Raw genomic sequence first — 16,024 nt, 5'->3', positions numbered from 1 at the left:
TCGCTGGCCCGGCTGAGTGTCCAACTGCGTGACAACGCCGACGAACAGCCCGGGGCGCTGCCGGGCGCTCGGGCGGGCGGGTCCGGCGGGTCCGGGCACGCGACGGCGCGGCGGTTGCCTGCCGGCATCGGCGGTGCTTTTGGAGCTCTTGTAGCTTTTGGGAGGTTTGGGGTTTTCGGCCACTTCCGTCACCTGCCGGGAGTCGATGCGGGCGTGGGCGTGACCGCGGGGGCCGGGGGAACGGCTGCGCTGCTCGGCACCGCGTAGGGGGGCGGGGCCGTCGCGGTGGCCAGCGCCTCGGGGGGGATCACCAGGGGGGCGCGGGCGGCGGAGGCGGGGGCGGGGGCGCCCTTGACCTTGCCGTCGGGGCCCAGGAAGGCGGGGTCGCCGCCGGGCACCATGCCGAGTTCGCGTGCGCGGCGCTGCAGGGCGTCGGGGGCGGAGTAGGCGTCGATGTCCCGTTGCAGGGCCTGTTCCTCGTCGGTGAGGCTCTTCGTCTCCCGCTTGAGGTCGTCGAGTGCGAACGCGCCCTCGCTGAGGGCCGAGTTCAGCACCAGGAGCCCGATCAGACCACCGCCCAGAAGAAGGACGACGAGCAGCACGAAGGGGGTGCGGGCCGCCTGGGCCCGTCCCGTGGGGAGGAGCCTCGCGAGACGGGCCGCCCTCCCCTTCAGTTCGGGCAGTTCGGGTTTCCTGCTCACTCACGCTCCCCTGGGTTCGCCCGCCTTCCGCACCCGCATGCCCTGCACGGCGCCGGGCTCACGTGCCGTGACCGCCTCACGCGCCCCTCCGCCTCACACGTCCCGTCCAAGGTGCTCCCTGATCCGCTGGGCACCCCGCAGCCGTGCGGGTGCGGCCCGCCGGTTCTCGGCGATCTCCTCCTCGGCGGGAAGTTCGGCACCGCGCGTGAGCAGCTTGAGCCGGGGCTGGTAGCGCTCGGGGACGACGGGCAGTCCGGCGGGCGCGGTGGTGGCGGCGCCCGCCGCGAACACCTGCTTGACCAGCCGGTCCTCCAGGGAGTGGTACGACAGCACGGCGATCCGGCCACCGACGTCGAGTGCCTCCACCGCGGCCGGGACGGCCCGCTCCAGTACGGAGAGTTCGCCGTTGACCTCGATCCGCAGGGCCTGGAAGGTGCGCTTCGCCGGATTGCCACCGGTGCGTTTGGCGGCCTGCGGAAGCGCGTCCCGGATCAGCTCGACCAGGCGTGCGCTGCTGGTGAACGGCTCCTTCTCCCGCTCGCGCACCACCGCGGCCACGATCCGCTTGGCCTGCTTCTCCTCGCCGTAGGCGCGCAGGATGCGGACGAGTTCACCGGGCGGGTAGGTGTTGAGGACGTCGGCGGCGCTGACGCCGGTCGTCTGGTCCATGCGCATGTCGAGCGGAGCGTCCTGGGCATAGGCGAAGCCCCGGTCGGCCTCGTCGAGCTGCATGGAGGACACCCCCAGGTCGAACAGGACGCCTTGCACGCGCGCGACGCCGAGCCGGTCGAGCACCTCGGGGAGTTCGTCGTAGACGGCGTGCACCAGGGTGGCGCGCTCACCGAACCGGGCGAGCCGCTCGCCGGACAGGCGCAGGGCCTCCTTGTCCCGGTCCAGGGCGACCAGCCGCGCCTCGGGGAACCGCGTCAGCAGGGCCTCGCTGTGGCCGCCGAGACCGAGGGTGCAGTCGACGACCACCGCTCCCGGCTGTTCCAGGGCGGGCGCCAGCAGGTCCAGGCACCGCTGGAGCATCACCGGAACGTGCCGACTCTGCCCGCCCGTGTTCGCAAACGCTTCGCGCCCCATTGGATCTGGGCCCTCTCAAGGTCCGGCGCGGCCGTGACGCACCGCCGGGTCCCCGCCCCTCCCCCGGTGTGGACGGGGCGACCTGCTGGCGCCGGAGGCGTCAGCCGGCCGGGAACGGGAGGAGGCCGAGCCGTACGTACGCGCAGCGCACGCGGGGGATCTCCGGGACGCTGCCCGGGTCTCCGGGGGAAATCAGTGCGGCAGGGAGAGTCTCGCCTTCCGCTGCGCGTCACTTTAGTCCACGGTTTCGCCCGGTCAATCAACCGGCCTGTGCGGCGCGGCCCTCGGCTCGACGACACCCCCCGCCGGGGGAAACCACCCGTACGAGGAGGATCACGCCACCCTTGTGGGTCATCTCACTCCAAAGCATGATGACGTTCTTTGTCCTGTCTCACAGCAGGACCGGGGAGCACGTGGCCAGTACCGTCATGACTATGACGACTTCTGCATCGGTTCCCGCGAGTTCCGGAAGTGCGACGGTCGGCCACGGCACGGTCACCGACCGGCTGGTCGACGCCAACGAGCAGTACGCCGGCGCCTTCACCGATCCCGGGATGGACGCCCGCCCCGTTCTGCGCGTCGCCGTGGTGGCCTGCATGGACGCCCGGCTCGACCTGCACGCCGCGCTCGGCCTCGAACTCGGCGACTGCCACACCGTCCGCAACGCCGGCGGTGTGGTCACCGACGACGTGATCCGGTCGCTGACCATCAGCCAGCGCGCACTGGGCACCCGCAGCGTGGTGCTCATCCACCACACCAACTGCGGCCTGGAGGCCATCACCGAGGAGTTCCGGCACGAGCTGGAGATGGAGGTCGGCCAGCGTCCGGCCTGGGCCGTGGAGTCCTTCCGCGACGTCGACCAGGACGTACGGCAGTCGATGCAGCGGGTGCGCACCTCACCGTTCCTGCTGCACACCGACGACGTGCGCGGGTTCGTCTTCGACGTGAAGACCGGCCTGATGCGCGAGATCGACCCCGCCTGACCTGCTGCCCCGCCCCGAGGGTGACCGGTCCCCGGTTCCACAAAGGCCGCACGACCTGACATATCGCCGCCGGTTGTCCACAGGCGAGTGACACGAATCGGTAACGGCGGCAAGAATGCGGGAGTGGTACCGCGCGGGACCTTTCCCGCGCGGTGTCCGTGATTCGGGGTGAGCCGGGCCGCACAGCAAGGTGCCGGCCCGGACGTTTGGGGCCCTTGTTCCTTGGGAGCGAGGGGAAAGGCCGAGGAGGGCCGGGTGCCGACCTATGACGATCGAGCGAGCCTTGGGGGTTCCCCCACGCGAGCGCAGCCCAGCGTGGGGGATGACCTGACCGCCGTGATCGAGCGGGTGCGGGATTCGGTGGAGAGCGTGATCGAGGGCAAGCCCGAGGTCGTACGGCTCTCGCTGACCGTGCTGCTCGCCGAGGGACATCTGCTCATCGAGGACGTTCCGGGAGTCGGCAAGACGATGCTGGCCAAGGCGCTGGCGCGGTCCATCGACTGCTCGGTGCGGCGCATCCAGTTCACACCGGACCTGCTGCCGTCGGACATCACCGGTGTGTCCATCTGGGACCAGCAGCGTCAGGACTTCGAGTTCAAGCCGGGTGCCATCTTCGCGCAGGTGGTGATCGGTGACGAGATCAACCGCGCGTCGCCGAAAACCCAGTCCGCGCTCCTGGAGTCGATGGAGGAGCGCCAGGTCACCATCGACGGCAGGACCTACGAGCTGCCCAGTCCCTTCATGGTGGTGGCGACGCAGAACCCGGTCGAGATGGAGGGCACCTATCCGCTGCCGGAGGCCCAGCGCGACCGGTTCATGGCCCGGGTCTCGGTCGGCTACCCGAGCGCGGAGGCCGAGCTGCAGATGCTGGACGTGCACGGCGGGATCTCCCCGCTGGAGGACCTCCAGCCGGTGGCCCACGCGCACGAGATCCTGAAGCTGATCGAGACGGTGCGCGCCGTCCATGTCGCCGAGCCGATACGCCGGTACGTGGTGGAGCTGGTCGCCGCCACCCGCACGCACCCCGACCTCAGACTCGGTGCCTCGCCGCGCGCGACACTGCACCTGCTGCGCGCGACGAAGGCGTCCGCGGCGCTGAACGGCCGGGACTACGCGCTGCCGGACGACGTGCAGGCGCTCGCCGGGGCCGTGCTGGCCCACCGGCTGCTGCCCACCGCCCAGGCCCAGCTCAACCGCCGCACCGCGGAGCAGGTGGTCCAGGAGATCCTGCAGCACACCCCGATGCCCGCCGCCGCCCCGCAGCAGGCCGGCATCGGCCTGGGCCGGGGCGGTCCGGGGTACGGTCGGCACCAGCCGCGGAGGCTGTGATGACCACCGCGGGATCGGCCCGTGCGGAGGGCGACCGCGGTGACAGGAGTGGCCTGCGCACGGCTCTGGCCGGGCTGACCACCCGCGGGCGCTCCTTCCTGGCCGCCGGTGTGGCCGCCACGGTCTGCGCCTACGTGCTCGGGCAGAGCGATCTGCTGCGGGTCGGGCTGCTGCTGGCAGTGCTGCCGCTGATGTGCGCGGGCGTGCTCTACCGCACCCGCTACCGGGTCGCGGGCAGCCGCCGGCTGTCCCCCGCGCGGGTGCCCGCCGGCTCCGAGGCACGGGTGCACCTGCGGATGGACAACGTCTCCCGCATGCCCACGGGCCTGCTGATGCTCCAGGACCGGGTGCCCTACGTGCTCGGGCCGCGCCCCCGGTTCGTGCTGGACCGGGTGGAGGCGGGCGGCCGCCGCGAGGTGTCCTACCGGGTCCGCTCCGACCTGCGCGGCCGCTACCCGCTCGGCCCGCTGCAGCTGCGCCTGTCCGACCCGTTCGGGATGTGCGAGCTGACCCGGTCCTTCTCCACGTACGACACGTTGACGGTGATCCCGCGCGTGGAGCCGCTGCCGCCGGTGCGGCTGAACGGTGAGGCGAAGGGGTACGGCGACGGACGGCAGCGTTCGCTGGCGCTGGCCGGCGAGGACGACGTGATCCCGCGCGGCTACCGCTACGGCGACGACCTGCGCCGGGTGCACTGGCGTTCCACCGCGCGCTACGGCGAGCTGATGGTGCGCCGCGAGGAGCAGCCGCAGCGGGCCCGCTGCACGGTGCTGCTGGACACCCGCGCCGTCGCCTACGACGGCGCGGGGCCCGACTCGGCGTTCGAGTGGGCGGTTTCGGGTGCGGCCTCCGTTCTGGTGCACATGCTGGAGCGGGGCTTCTCGGTGCGGCTGCTGACCGACACCGGCGACTCGGTGCCGGGCGAGGGCTCCGACGGGTTCGCGGGTGCGAGCCAGGAGTCGGCGGACGCGGCCGGGCTGATGATGGACGCTCTCGCCGTGGTCGACCACTCCGACGGAGCGGGCCTGTCCCGGGCGTACGACATGGTCCGCGGTGGCAACGAGGGACTGCTGGTGGCCTTCCTCGGCGATCTCGACGAGGAGCAGGCGGCGGTGCTCGCCCGGATGCGGCAGCGCAGCGGGGGTGCCGTCGCCTTCGTGCTGGACAGCGGGACCTGGCTGCGGGAACCGTCGGACGGGTCCGGCCCGTTGGACGGGGGCGGGGAGCGGCTGCGGATGCTGCGCGAAGCGGGCTGGACGGCAGTGAGCGTGCCGCGGGGCGCCTCCCTGGAGGAACAGTGGCGGCTGGTCGACCGGGAGCGGTTCGGTCTGGTGGCGGCGCGCGGTGGGGAGGGAGCAGGGTGAGCGGACGACTACGGCTGACGCTGGCCTCGTGGGCGGCCACGCTGCTGGCCGCGTGCGCGCTGCTGCCCCTGGTCAGGCCGGCCTCCTGGATCGTGCAGGCGGCCTTTCTCCTGGCCGTGCAGTCCGGCGCGGGCGCGCTGGCCCGGCGGGTGCCGCTGGCCCGCCCGCTGACCGTGGCCGTGCAGGCGCTGGTCGCGCTCGTGCTGCTGACGCTGGTGTTCGCGCGCGAGCAGGCGTTCGCCGGCCTGGTTCCGGGGCCTGACGCCTTCCGTTTCTTCGCCGAGCTGCTCGGGCAGGGCGGTACCGACGTCGGCCGTTACGCGATACCGGCGCCGTTGTCCGACGGCATCCGGCTGATGCTGATCGGCGGGGTCCTGCTGATCGGGCTGCTGGTGGACACCCTCGCGGTGACCTTCCGCAGCGCGGCCCCGGCCGGGCTTCCGCTGCTCGCGCTGTACTCGGTGGCCGCGGGCCTGTCCGACGGCGGCAACGACTGGCTGTGGTTCCTGCTGGCGGCGGCCGGCTATCTGACGCTGCTCCTCGCGGAGGGGCGTGACCGGCTCTCCCAGTGGGGGCGGGTGTTCAGCGGGGCGGCGCGGGGCCCGGCCACCGAGTCGACCGGAGCCTCTGCCCCGGTACGCACCGGTCGGCGGATCGGGCTGCTCGCGGTGGGCATCGCCCTGGTGGCGCCGCTCGCCCTGCCCACGATGAACGGCGGCCTGCTGGACCCGGCGGGTTCGGGCGCCGGGTCGGGCTCCGGCGGGGGCGGCACGATCTCCGCGGTGAACCCGCTGGTGTCGCTGCGCGACTCGTTGAACGTGGACGAGGACCGCCAGGTCATGTCCGTGCGCACCGGGATGGAGGACGTCTCGGACCTGTATCTGAGGATCGTCTCCCTGGACGACTTCGACGGCACCACTTGGAAGCCGTCCAAGCGGTCCATCACCACCGTGCCCGACGGCGCCTTCCCGACTCCGGCCGGCCTCGGCCCGGACGTCGAGCGCGCGGAGATCGCCACGACGGTCTCGACCGCCGACTGGTACGGGCAGGACTGGCTGCCGATGCCGTATCCGCCGAGCGGCGTGGACATCAGGGGAAACTGGCGCTACGAGCCCGTCGGGATGACGCTGGTCGGCGACCACGGCCAGAACACCCGGGGACTGACGTACAGCGTGCGCAGCCTCGACGTGCGGCCCACGGCGCAGCAGCTGGCCGACGCGCCGGCGCCGCCGGCCGCCCTGAAGCGGGACTACACCGAGCTGCCGGACTCGCTGCCCGCGCTGGTGTCCCGGACCGCCCGCCAGGTCACCGAGGGGGCGGCGAACGACTACGACCGGGCGGTCCAGCTCCAGGAGTACTTCGCCTCGACCGGCGACTTCGAGTACGACACCGAGGTCGCCGTCGGCAGCGGCCCGCAGGCGATCGCCCGCTTCCTGGAGGACAAGGAGGGCTTCTGCGTCCACTTCTCCTTCGCCATGGCGTCGATGGCCCGGTCGCTGGACATACCCGCCCGGGTCGCGGTGGGCTTCGCGCCCGGCACCCCGCAGGCGGACGGCTCGGTGTCGGTGGGAGTGCGGGACGCGCACGCCTGGCCGGAGCTGTACTTCGAGGGCGTGGGCTGGACCCGCTTCGAGCCGACCCCCACCCGTGGTTCGGCGCCCTCCTACACCGTGCCGGACACCTCGGACAGCACGGTGCCCGACCCGGCCCAGCCGTCCGAGGCGGCGTCCTCGGAGCCCTCGGCCGCCCCGTCTTCACGCGAGGGCTGCACGCTGGAGCAGCGAAGGCTGGACCGTGACTGCGAGAGCGAGGCGCCGTCGGCGGCGCTGCCCACGGACGGCGACGGCCCCCCGTGGTATGCGGTGTCGGCGTGGGCGCTGGCGGGTCTCACCGTCCTGACGCTGCCGCTGGCGCCGATGTTGTGGCGGCTGCGGATCCGGGCGGTGCGCCTGGGCGCGCACGGCCGTTCGGAGGCGGACGCGGCCGCGCACGTCCTGGCCGTCTGGGACGAGCTGACCGATACCGCCTGGGACTTCGGCATCTCCCCGGACGAGTCACTGACCCCGCGCAAGGCGGCGGCCCGGATCGTCCGGCTCGGCCGGCTCGACCCGGATGCCGCGGCCTCGGCGCACCGGGTGGCGGACGCCGTGGAGCAGGTCCTCTACGCGCCGCGGCCGCGCCCCGCGGTGGGGCCGGCGGACGACGTGCGCCGGGTGACGGCCGGTCTGCGATCCGTGGTCGGCCGTGGCACGCGGCTGCGCGCGCTGTTCGCCCCGCGCTCCACGGTGCGGGTGGTGTGGGCGGTGTCGGCCCGGTGGGCCGGCGTCCGGGAACGCGCCCTCGCGCTGCGACCGGCGTGGCGGCCCACGTGGCGGCGGCCCACGTAGCGGAAGCCGCCGCGGGAGCCCTCGCGGCGGCAGGGGCGGAGCGGGAGTGAGGCAGGCAGGGTGAGGCGGGGCCGAGCGGAACTGCGCGGCCCCGCCTCCGGGCCCCGGTGCGGGCATGGATCAGGGGGTGGCCACCGGACCGGTGGCCACCCCCTGATCCATGTTTTCAGTCTTCAGGTGTCCTGGAGCTGTCTGCGGGAGCCGGGTGCGGGAGCTACTGCCCGCCGCCCTGTTCGTCGCGGCGGCGCTGCCAGCGCTCCTCTATGCGGTTCATCACGGAGCGTCGCTGTCTGCCCTGACGGCCGGACTGCGGCAGCCCCGTGGAGCCCTCGGCTCCGGCGGCCTGCTCACCGGGCTTGGGGGCCTTGCGCCAGCCCGTCACGGCGAGAACCGCGCAGCCCAGCATGACGAGGAAGCCCACCACACTGAGCCAGACCTGCTGGGCGACCATTCCGGCCATGAGGAGCGCAATACCTACGAGGAAGCCCGCGATCGCCTGGTAGACCCGCCGACGGGTGTACGTACGCAGGCCACTTCCCTCGAGCGCCGACGCGAACTTGGGATCTTCGGCGTACAGCGCTCGCTCCATTTGCTCGAGCATGCGCTGCTCGTGCTCCGAGAGCGGCACGGCGTCCTCCTCATCGTGCAAGTCGCCGGGGCGACCCGGGGGGTCCCTTCAGGATAGGCAGGGAATCGACCCCGTGAAACCCGCCCCTCTGCGCCAATCGGCCGACCGGAACCCGCCATGCGCGCCCCGGGCCGCTCGAGACTTCTCATTCCCCGATGGCCGAGCCGTCATGCCGGACGGTCTTCCTCGATCATACGGTGCCCCGCCGCCATTCGGGGGGCCTGTGGCGCACTCCATGCACAGGCAGGGCGGCGGACGCGTCGCTGATCAGCGACGTGTCACAGGCGTTCACTCAGGCCCCGGTGGTCCCCCGCGCCTCACCGAGCACATGGAGTTGGGTGGCCACGGAGTGGAAGGCGTCGAGTTCCGCCGCCGCGGCCTCCAGCTTCAGCAGCGCGTCCAGGGCCCCGGGCTCGGTGTCCACGAGCACGCCGGGGACGAGATCGGCGAAGACCCGCACTCCGTGCACGGCGCCGACCCGCAGTCCCGCGTCCTCGACCAGACCGGTGAGCTGGTCGACGGTGAAGCGGCGCGGTACGGGATCGCCCGCGCCCCATCGGCCGTTCGGGTCATCGAGCGCCTGCCGGGCCTCCTTGAAGTGACCGGCGAGGGCGCGGGCGAGCACGGCGCCGCCGAGGCCGGCGGCGAGCAGGCTGAGAACACCCTCGGGGCGCAGGGCCGCCACCGTGTTGCGCACGCCCTCGGCCGGGTCGTCGACGTACTCCAGGACGCCGTGGCACAGCACCACGTCGTAGCCGCCGCGCTCGACCACGTCGAAGAGGCCGTGCACATCGCCCTGGACGCCCCTGACCCGGTCGGCGACCTCCTCCTCGACGGCGCGGCGCTCCAGGGCGAACAGCGCGTCGGGACTGGGGTCGACGACGGTGACCCGGTGGCCGAGGCGGGCCACCGGCACGGCGAAGTTGCCGCTGCCGCCACCGGTGTCGAGGACGTCCAGCACCGGCCGTCCGGTCGCCTTGGCCCGGCGCTCCAGGGCGTCCTGGAGGACCTCCTGGACCACGGCGGTACGGAGAGCGGCGCGGGGGCGCAGGGTGTCCGACACGGCAGTTGACTCCTCGGCGCGGCACCGCCTCATCCACGGCGGAGCGATCGGGCTGCCTCCCCGGCCCGGACGTGCGTAAGGACGGCGGAGGCTTCAGGCGCCTTCCACCCTATTGCCTGCGGCAGGTTCCCCGGCCACCGCGGGACGGCGCCCCCCGGACCGCCCCGCGGTGGCGGGCGCCGGTGTGCCCGCGCGGGTCAGCCGGCGTCGGGCATGTCCCGGCCCGCGCCGCCACCGGGGTCGTGGCCGTCAGGGCGGGCGGCACGGGCGGTGTGGTTCGGGCGCTGCTCGTCGGTACGGGGCTGCGGGAGGACCGGCTGGAGGACGAGCATCCGCTCCACCAGGCGCAGGAACATCGCCACGTCCCGTATCAGGTCGTCGGCGTCCCGGCCGCTCGCCGCGCCCCGGATGCCCGCCTCGGCCCGCGCGCGACGCCGGGCGCCCGAAGCGAACAGAACGCTCCACTCGGTGAGTTCGGGAGCGATCTCGGGGAGCACTTCCCAGGCGCTGCGGATCCTGCTCCGGGCCCGGGGCGAGGTCTCGGGCCGCCCCCGCGCGGCGAGCACGGCGGCGGCGGTGCGCAGGGCGGCGAGGTGGGCCGTCGCATAGCGCTCGTTGGGTGTGTCGAGGACGGTGGCCTCGTCGAGTCCGGCACGGGCCTGGGCGAGCAGGTCGAGGGCGGCGGGCGGGGCGGTGGCACGGCGCAGCACGGGGTGGACGTCGTCCGCCGGGCCGGTCGGTGAGGGGGCAGGGCCGGTTGCGCGGCGCCGACGGGCGGCGGCTGCGGAGGAGTGGGCCATGACGAACCTCCTGTCGTCTTCGTGACGGCATCCCCTGCTACCGGGCGCCGTATGTGCTCATCGTGCGGTATGGCACTGACAATCCGTTCCGACCTGAGGCTTCACCGGGTTCCGCTGCGATCGACGGTTCGAGCCCGGACCGGCCGCCCCCGGGCCGAGCCTGTGGAGGGGCGGGGCGGCGCTCCTGTGACAATCAGGGCCATGGAACGCAGCAGCACCACGTCGGGCGGCGGTACCCGCCGCGAGGCCACCCGGCAGAGGCTCTACGAGGCGGCCGTCACCCTCATCGCCGAACAGGGTTTCTCCGCCACCACGGTGGACGAGATCGCCGAGCGGGCGGGGGTCGCGAAGGGCACGGTCTACTACAACTTCGCGAGCAAGTCGGTCCTCTTCGAGGAGCTGCTGCGGCACGGGGTCGGGCTCCTCGCCGCCTCGCTGCGGGAGGCGGCCGACCGGACGGCCCTCCAGGGCGGCGGCAGGGGAGACGCCCTGGACGCGATGATCCGCGCGGGGCTCGTCTTCATCGACCGTTACCCGGCCTTCACCCAGTTGTACGTGGCCGAACTGTGGCGCACCAACCGGGCCTGGCAGTCCACGCTGCTGGTGGTCCGGCAGCAGGCCGTGGCGGTCGTCGAGGACGTGCTGCGCGAGGGCGTGGAGAGCGGCGAGTTCAGCGCGGAGACCGACGTTCCGCTGACGGCGGCGGCGCTGGTCGGCATGGTGCTGGTGGCCGCCCTGGACTGGCAGGCCTTCCAGCCGGGGCGCTCCCTGGACGAGGTGCACACGGCGCTGTCCCGGATGCTGCCGGGACGCGTGGGCGGCCGCCACTGAGCCGACCGGTCGGGCGGTGTCGTCCGGTCGTGCGCCCCGGCGCGCACGAAAGCGCCGGTCCGGCGGTGGCTGCGTCCCCGCGAGCCACTGCCGGACCGGCACCTTCCTGCTCCCCCGTGGTTCCCCCCGTACGTCCCCCCGCAGGACCCCCGTTGCGGTCGTCCCCCGGAACCCCCCGTGCCTCGCTCCCGCCGACGACGCCGGCGGAAGGAGCGGATCGCGGGCCGGTCCGTTTCCGGCGCCCCGTGTCGCCGGTTCCGGAGCCGTGCCCCCTCTCCGTGCTCTCCACTTTCTCGTTTCCGCAGGTCGTGGCCCATCCGCGCGCGTACTCATCTCGGGAACTAGGTACGGATACTCAGTCCTGCGCACCCGCCCCCACGACGCCGTGTCGCCGACTGGTCGCCGGAGCGGGGGCGCCGGTACTCGGGGCCGGGGGTGTCGGTGGGGCGGATAAAGTCCCTGGCATGGCACGGATTGCGGTGATCGGCGCCGGGATGGGCGCGATGGCGGCCGCTGCCCGGCTGGCCGTCGCGGGCCACCGGGTGGCGGTGTACGAGCGGACGGACACGTACGGCGGCGCGCTGCGCCGACTGGAGCGGGACGGCTTCGCGTTCGACACCGGCCCCGGGCTGCTCCCGCTGCCCGCGGTCTACCGCGACCTGTTCCTCAAGACCGGCAAGGAGCCGTTGGACGCCTGCGTCGACCTGGTGCAGGTGGACCCGTCGTCCCACCACGTGTTCGCGGACGGTACGCGTGTCTCGCTGCCGAACGCGTCCCGCGCGGGTGTCGTCTCCGCCCTGCAGGAGGCCCTCGGTCCCGCTGCCGGACAGCGCTGGGGCGACTTCCTGGTACGCGCCCGCGAGGCCTGGGACAGGACCCGCAGACCGCTCCTGGAGGAGCCGCTGTGGCCCAACTGGCGGGTGCTCGCCGACCGCGAGCCCTACCCGGCCGTCCCCCACAAGAAGCTGCTGCGCACGCGCACCGCAGGCACGCTCGCCGAGATCGGTGCCTGGGAGCTGCGCGATCCCCGGCTGGTCTCCCTGCTGGGGAGTTACGCGCTCGAGCACGGCCTCGACCCCCGGTCCACCCCGGCGAGCGCGGCGGTGCTGCCGTACATGGAGCACGCCTTCGGCACCTGGTACGTCCGCGGCGGCATGCGGGAACTGGCCCGCGCGGTGTACGAGCGGTGCGTGGCCCGCAGGGTGGAGTTCCACTTCGGCGCCGAGGTCACCGGCGTGCTGGAGAAGGACGGCCGGGTGGCGGGCGTGGAGTTCGCCGAGGGCCGCTCCCCGGCCTCCGGGGGCAGCACGGCGGCTGAGGCGGACCACGTGGTCGCCGGAGTGACGCCCGCGGTGCTGGACCGGCTGACCCGGGGGAGCCGGGTGCGTGGTGACGGCGAGGTTCCGGGCAGGGCCGGGGCGGCGAGCCGTCTGACGGTGCTGCTGGCGCTGCGCGGGGGGCGTCCGGAGGGGACACCGCACCGGACGGTCGTGCACGCGGAGGACCGGGAGGCCGAGCTGGAGTCCCTGACCGGCTCCCCCGCGGGCCTGCCCGCACACCCCACGGTCACGGTCCTGCGGCCCGACGACCCGGCGCTGGTCCCCGACGGCGCCCATGAGGCGGTCACCCTCACCTCGGTGGTGCCCCCGGGCGCCGGGCCGGGCCTGGACGAGCACGCGCAGCGCATGATCACCGCCGCCGAGCGGGCGGTACCCGGCCTGCGCGACCGTCTGATCCGGCACGAGGTGCGCACCCCGGCCGACATCGCGGAGGCGACGGGCGCGGAGGGCGGAGCGGTGCCCGTACCGGCGCTCGCCGCGGCGGACGGACGGCTGCTCCACCCGTCCAACGGCACGCGCGTACCGGGGCTGTTCACGGTCGGCGGCTGGTCGCACCCCGGCGGGGGGCTGCCGCACGCCGGGATGTCGGGCGCCCTGGTCGCCGGCCTGATCGTGGAGGGCCCGGAGTTCCGCGGCTCCCAGTGAACGACGGGGACACTTTCGGATCCGGGCGGATCCGGGCGGATCAGTAACGGTACTGCTGCTCGTCGTACCCGCTGCCGTTCCCGGGCGTCTGGCCCGTCTGGCCGTCTCCCTGGTACGGGTACGGCTGCTCCTGCGGGAGTTCACCACCGTACAGGTCGTCGGCGTTGCGCTGCTGCGGCACCCACAGGCCGCCGGCCGGGGTCTCGCCGCCGTAGGTGCCGCCGCCGTACTGGTCCTGGCCGTAGTCCTGTTGGCCGTACTGCTGGGGGTCGGCGTAACCGGTGCCGTACGAGGCGTCGCCATAGCTCGAGTTGCCGATGTACGGGTCGGAGTAGGCGGCGTACTGCTGCTGTTGGCCCGTGCTGTCGTAGGCGGCCTGCTGCTGGCCGTAACCGGAGTAGTCGTAGGCGTAGTTCTGGTCGGTGGCGTAGCCCTGGTCGGGACTCTGCGCGGTCGCCGCGTACTGGTCCTGGGCCGGGGTGCCGTACCCGTTGTCGCCGGTGTCGCCGTTGTCGCCGTAGACGCCGTACGAGCCGGTGTCGTCGGGCATGGGCTGCGGCTCGTAGACGGCGGTGGTCTCGGCGGCCGTCGGCTGCCCGGTGCGCGCCGGCGTGAACACGTCGTCGCGGTCGTAGTCGTCCGCGGCGTAGGCGTTCTGAGCCGTGCGGTAGTCGGCGGCCTCGTCGCCGTAGCCGTCCCCTCCGCCATGGCCGTCCCCGTGACCGTCTCCGGTGGCCTCCAGGCCGGAGACCTCCAGGGTCGGTTCCTGCCGCCCGCGGTCACCCCGGCCGCCCTTGACGGCGGCCAGCGCCGGGGCGTTGACCGCCCAGCCTGCCGCGAAGCCGCGGCGGAACGACAGGGTGACGTAGGTCTGGCCGATCGCGAAGGCCACGGCGCCCAGTCCGATGACGAGGACGGTCTGGATCAGCACACCGAGCACGACGCCCAGGAAGCCGGCGAAGGCGAGCAGCCGCCAGCGCAGGCGTGCCTTGTACTGCAGCAACACCTCGCCGAGCAGCCACAACGCGACCACACCGAACGCGATGTAGAGGACCGTCCAGCCCATGTACGCCCCTCTCCCAGCGGCCGCTACGCAGTGTGTCGTACACCGGTGCGACCGGTCTAGGCCCGCAGCGGGTGGTGCAGGCCCAGGTTTTCGTAGATTTCCAGCGTCGCCGTGGAGTTGTTGAGCGTGATGAAGTGCAGTCCGGGCACTCCTTCGGCCAGCAGCCGCGCGCAGAACTCCGTGGCGAACTCGATGCCAATGGAGCGTACCGCCGCCGGATCGTCCGCCGCTGTGAGGATCCGCTCTTTCAGGGCATCCGGGAACGACGCGTTACTGAGCTGCGGCAACCTCTCCAGCATCTTCACACTGGTCACCGGCATGACCTCGGGAATCACCGGTGTATCGCAACCCGCCGCGTCGACTCGGTCACGCAGGCGCAGGTACGACTCGGGATGGAAGAACATCTGGGTGATCGCGTAGTCGGCGCCCGCCCGGCACTTGTCGACGAAGTGCGCGACGTCCGTGTCCCACTCGGCCGACCTCGGGTGCATCTCCGGGAAGGCGGCGACACCGACGCAGAAGTCACCCGACTCCTTGATGAGCCGGACGAGTTCGGCGGCGTAGGTCAGCCCCTGCGGGTGCGGGATCCAGTCGGCCATCGGGTCGCCGGGCGGGTCGCCCCGCACGGCGAGCATGTTGCGGATCCCGGCGTCGGCGTACTGGCCGATGATGTTGCGCAGTTCGGCGACGGAATGGTCGACCGCGGTGAGGTGGGCGACGGGGGTGAGGGTGGTGTCCGCGACGATCTGCTCGGTCTCGTGGACCGTGCCCGCGCGGGTGGAGCCTCCGGCACCGTAGGTGACGGAGACGAAGTCCGGGGCGACCGCCTCGACCCTGCGCAGCGCACTCCAGAGGTTCCGCTGGCCCTTGGGAGTCTTCGGCGCCGAGAACTCGAACGAGTACGTCGTCTTTCCGGCGGCGAGCATGTCGCGCACGGTGCGTGCGCGGTCAGTCCTGGTCGATGCGGTTCCGAGGGCCATACCGGCAGGTTAGCCAGGGGGCGGCGGTCCCCCAACCGAATGGGGGTTATTTGCCCGATTGGCGGCTTTCTTGTCCACCCTTTGGACAAACCTGAGACGAACCCGGTCACCGAACGCCGGACGCCGCGCGCAGCCGCTTCGCGAACTCGGACGCCGCCGCACCCGGGTCGTCCGCCTCGGTGATGGCCCGTACGACGACGACCCGGCGGGCGCCGGCCTCCAGCACCTCGTCGAGGTTGCCGAGGTCGATGCCGCCGATGGCGAACCAGGGGCGGTCGGTGCCGAGGGCGGCGGCGTACCGGACCAGGTCGAGGCCGGGGGCGTGGCGGCCGGGCTTGGTGGGGGTGGGCCAGCAGGGGCCGGTGCAGAAGTAGTCCACGCCCTCCTGCACGGCCGCCGCGGCTGCCTCGGACTCGGCGTGCGTGGAGCGGCCGATCAGGACGTCCTCGCCGAGGACGGCTCGGGCCGCGGGGACGGGAAGGTCGCCCTGGCCGAGGTGCAGTACGTCGGCGCCGGCGGCGTGGGCGACGTCCGCGCGGTCGTTCACCGCGAGCAGCTTGCCGTGCCGGGCGCAGGCGTCCGCGAGGACCGCCAGGTGCTCCAGCTCCTCGCCGGCCTCCATGCCCTTGTCCCTCAGCTGCACGACGTCGACGCCGCCGGCCAGGACCGCGTCCAGGAACTCCGCGAGATCACCCTGCCGCTTGCGGGCGTCGGTGCAGAGATAGACCAGGGCGTCGGAGAGCCGGGCACGCGCGGTGCTGCCTGCGGCGGTACCTGCGGTGGTGACTGGCATGCGGGTGTCCCCCCGTGTGTCGGTGGCG

The 16,024-nt window shown here is 73.1% G+C and carries 15 protein-coding genes; 6 read left to right on the top strand and 9 right to left on the bottom strand.

What is annotated here, in order from left to right:
- The 3 genes from JL475_RS40185 to rsmH form a co-directional block, all read right to left on the bottom strand.
- A partial coding sequence (locus JL475_RS40185) for a hypothetical protein (RefSeq protein WP_237407955.1) occupies positions 1–183 on the bottom strand: 183 nt, incomplete at its 3' end.
- A 5-nt stretch (positions 184–188) separates the two neighbouring features.
- A complete protein-coding gene (locus JL475_RS22675; protein WP_202279657.1) occupies positions 189–701 on the bottom strand; it encodes a hypothetical protein in 513 nt (170 codons plus the stop codon).
- Positions 702–794: 93 nt separating this feature from the next.
- Positions 795–1,787 (bottom strand): 16S rRNA (cytosine(1402)-N(4))-methyltransferase RsmH, encoded by a 993-nt coding sequence (gene rsmH / locus JL475_RS22670; protein WP_202279656.1) that lies wholly within the window; start codon positions 1,785–1,787, stop codon positions 795–797.
- 434 nt (positions 1,788–2,221) lie between these two features.
- On the opposite strand from rsmH, the gene JL475_RS22665 reads away from it, so the two are divergent.
- From JL475_RS22665 to JL475_RS22650, 4 genes are all read left to right on the top strand, one after another.
- Entirely contained in the window at positions 2,222–2,770 is a 549-nt protein-coding gene (locus JL475_RS22665; protein WP_202279655.1) for a carbonic anhydrase, read from the top strand.
- A gap of 315 nt (positions 2,771–3,085) precedes the next feature.
- Positions 3,086–4,099: a MoxR family ATPase gene (locus JL475_RS22660; protein WP_202279654.1), complete on the top strand. Its 1,014-nt coding sequence runs from the start codon at positions 3,086–3,088 to the stop codon at positions 4,097–4,099.
- Positions 4,099–5,463 (top strand): DUF58 domain-containing protein, encoded by a 1,365-nt coding sequence (locus JL475_RS22655; RefSeq protein WP_202279653.1) that lies wholly within the window; start codon positions 4,099–4,101, stop codon positions 5,461–5,463. Before JL475_RS22660 ends, JL475_RS22655 begins: the two co-directional genes overlap by 1 nt.
- Positions 5,460–7,850: a DUF3488 and transglutaminase-like domain-containing protein gene (locus tag JL475_RS22650; RefSeq protein WP_202279652.1), complete on the top strand. Its 2,391-nt coding sequence runs from the start codon at positions 5,460–5,462 to the stop codon at positions 7,848–7,850. Before JL475_RS22655 ends, JL475_RS22650 begins: the two co-directional genes overlap by 4 nt.
- 214 nt (positions 7,851–8,064) lie before the next feature.
- Here JL475_RS22650 and JL475_RS22645 read toward each other — a convergent pair whose 3' ends face one another.
- The 3 genes from JL475_RS22645 to JL475_RS22635 all read right to left on the bottom strand — a co-directional run bounded on the left by JL475_RS22645 (position 8,065) and on the right by JL475_RS22635 (position 10,341).
- Positions 8,065–8,478, bottom strand: a complete 414-nt coding sequence (locus JL475_RS22645; RefSeq protein WP_202279651.1) for a DUF3040 domain-containing protein — start codon at positions 8,476–8,478, stop codon at positions 8,065–8,067.
- A gap of 292 nt (positions 8,479–8,770) precedes the next feature.
- Positions 8,771–9,541, bottom strand: coding sequence for a methyltransferase (locus tag JL475_RS22640; RefSeq protein WP_202279650.1), 771 nt, complete (start codon positions 9,539–9,541; stop codon positions 8,771–8,773).
- 197 nt (positions 9,542–9,738) lie between these two features.
- Entirely contained in the window at positions 9,739–10,341 is a 603-nt protein-coding gene (locus JL475_RS22635) for an SAV_6107 family HEPN domain-containing protein (RefSeq protein ID WP_202279649.1), read from the bottom strand.
- A gap of 201 nt (positions 10,342–10,542) precedes the next feature.
- Between JL475_RS22635 and JL475_RS22630 the strand changes: the two genes are divergently transcribed.
- Both JL475_RS22630 and JL475_RS22625 read left to right on the top strand, forming a co-directional pair.
- A complete protein-coding gene (locus tag JL475_RS22630; RefSeq protein WP_202279648.1) occupies positions 10,543–11,172 on the top strand; it encodes a TetR/AcrR family transcriptional regulator in 630 nt (209 codons plus the stop codon).
- 464 nt (positions 11,173–11,636) lie between these two features.
- Entirely contained in the window at positions 11,637–13,157 is a 1,521-nt protein-coding gene (locus JL475_RS22625) for an NAD(P)/FAD-dependent oxidoreductase (RefSeq protein ID WP_202279647.1), read from the top strand.
- A gap of 40 nt (positions 13,158–13,197) precedes the next feature.
- Here JL475_RS22625 and JL475_RS22620 read toward each other — a convergent pair whose 3' ends face one another.
- From JL475_RS22620 to thiE, 3 genes are all read right to left on the bottom strand, one after another.
- Positions 13,198–14,223, bottom strand: a complete 1,026-nt coding sequence (locus JL475_RS22620) for a hypothetical protein (protein ID WP_202279646.1) — start codon at positions 14,221–14,223, stop codon at positions 13,198–13,200.
- Positions 14,224–14,279: 56 nt separating this feature from the next.
- Positions 14,280–15,203 (bottom strand): methylenetetrahydrofolate reductase [NAD(P)H], encoded by a 924-nt coding sequence (gene metF, locus JL475_RS22615; RefSeq protein ID WP_202279645.1) that lies wholly within the window; start codon positions 15,201–15,203, stop codon positions 14,280–14,282.
- Between the two features lie 106 nt (positions 15,204–15,309).
- Positions 15,310–15,996, bottom strand: coding sequence for a thiamine phosphate synthase (gene thiE / locus JL475_RS22610; protein WP_202279644.1), 687 nt, complete (start codon positions 15,994–15,996; stop codon positions 15,310–15,312).
- Between the last annotated feature and the right edge of the window lie 28 nt (positions 15,997–16,024).

It is taken from the genome of Streptomyces sp. M2CJ-2 (assembly GCF_016757295.1).
In the GTDB taxonomy this organism is placed as follows: Bacteria; Actinomycetota; Actinomycetes; order Streptomycetales; family Streptomycetaceae; genus Streptomyces.
This window is presented reverse-complemented; position numbering and strand designations above follow the sequence as displayed.

Bases quoted from the DNA above. Each gene is read 5' to 3' on its own strand.
- rsmH (WP_202279656.1), bottom strand. From the start codon at position 1,787: ATGGGGCGCGAAGCGTTTGCGAACACGGGCGGGCAGAGTCGGCACGTT.
- JL475_RS22665 (WP_202279655.1), top strand. From the start codon at position 2,222: ATGACGACTTCTGCATCGGTTCCCGCGAGTTCCGGAAGTGCGACGGTC.
- JL475_RS22655 (WP_202279653.1), top strand. From the start codon at position 4,099: ATGACCACCGCGGGATCGGCCCGTGCGGAGGGCGACCGCGGTGACAGG.
- JL475_RS22635 (WP_202279649.1), bottom strand. From the start codon at position 10,341: ATGGCCCACTCCTCCGCAGCCGCCGCCCGTCGGCGCCGCGCAACCGGC.
- JL475_RS22630 (WP_202279648.1), top strand. From the start codon at position 10,543: ATGGAACGCAGCAGCACCACGTCGGGCGGCGGTACCCGCCGCGAGGCC.
- JL475_RS22625 (WP_202279647.1), top strand. From the start codon at position 11,637: ATGGCACGGATTGCGGTGATCGGCGCCGGGATGGGCGCGATGGCGGCC.
- JL475_RS22620 (WP_202279646.1), bottom strand. From the start codon at position 14,223: ATGGGCTGGACGGTCCTCTACATCGCGTTCGGTGTGGTCGCGTTGTGG.
- metF (WP_202279645.1), bottom strand. From the start codon at position 15,203: ATGGCCCTCGGAACCGCATCGACCAGGACTGACCGCGCACGCACCGTG.
- thiE (WP_202279644.1), bottom strand. From the start codon at position 15,996: ATGCCAGTCACCACCGCAGGTACCGCCGCAGGCAGCACCGCGCGTGCC.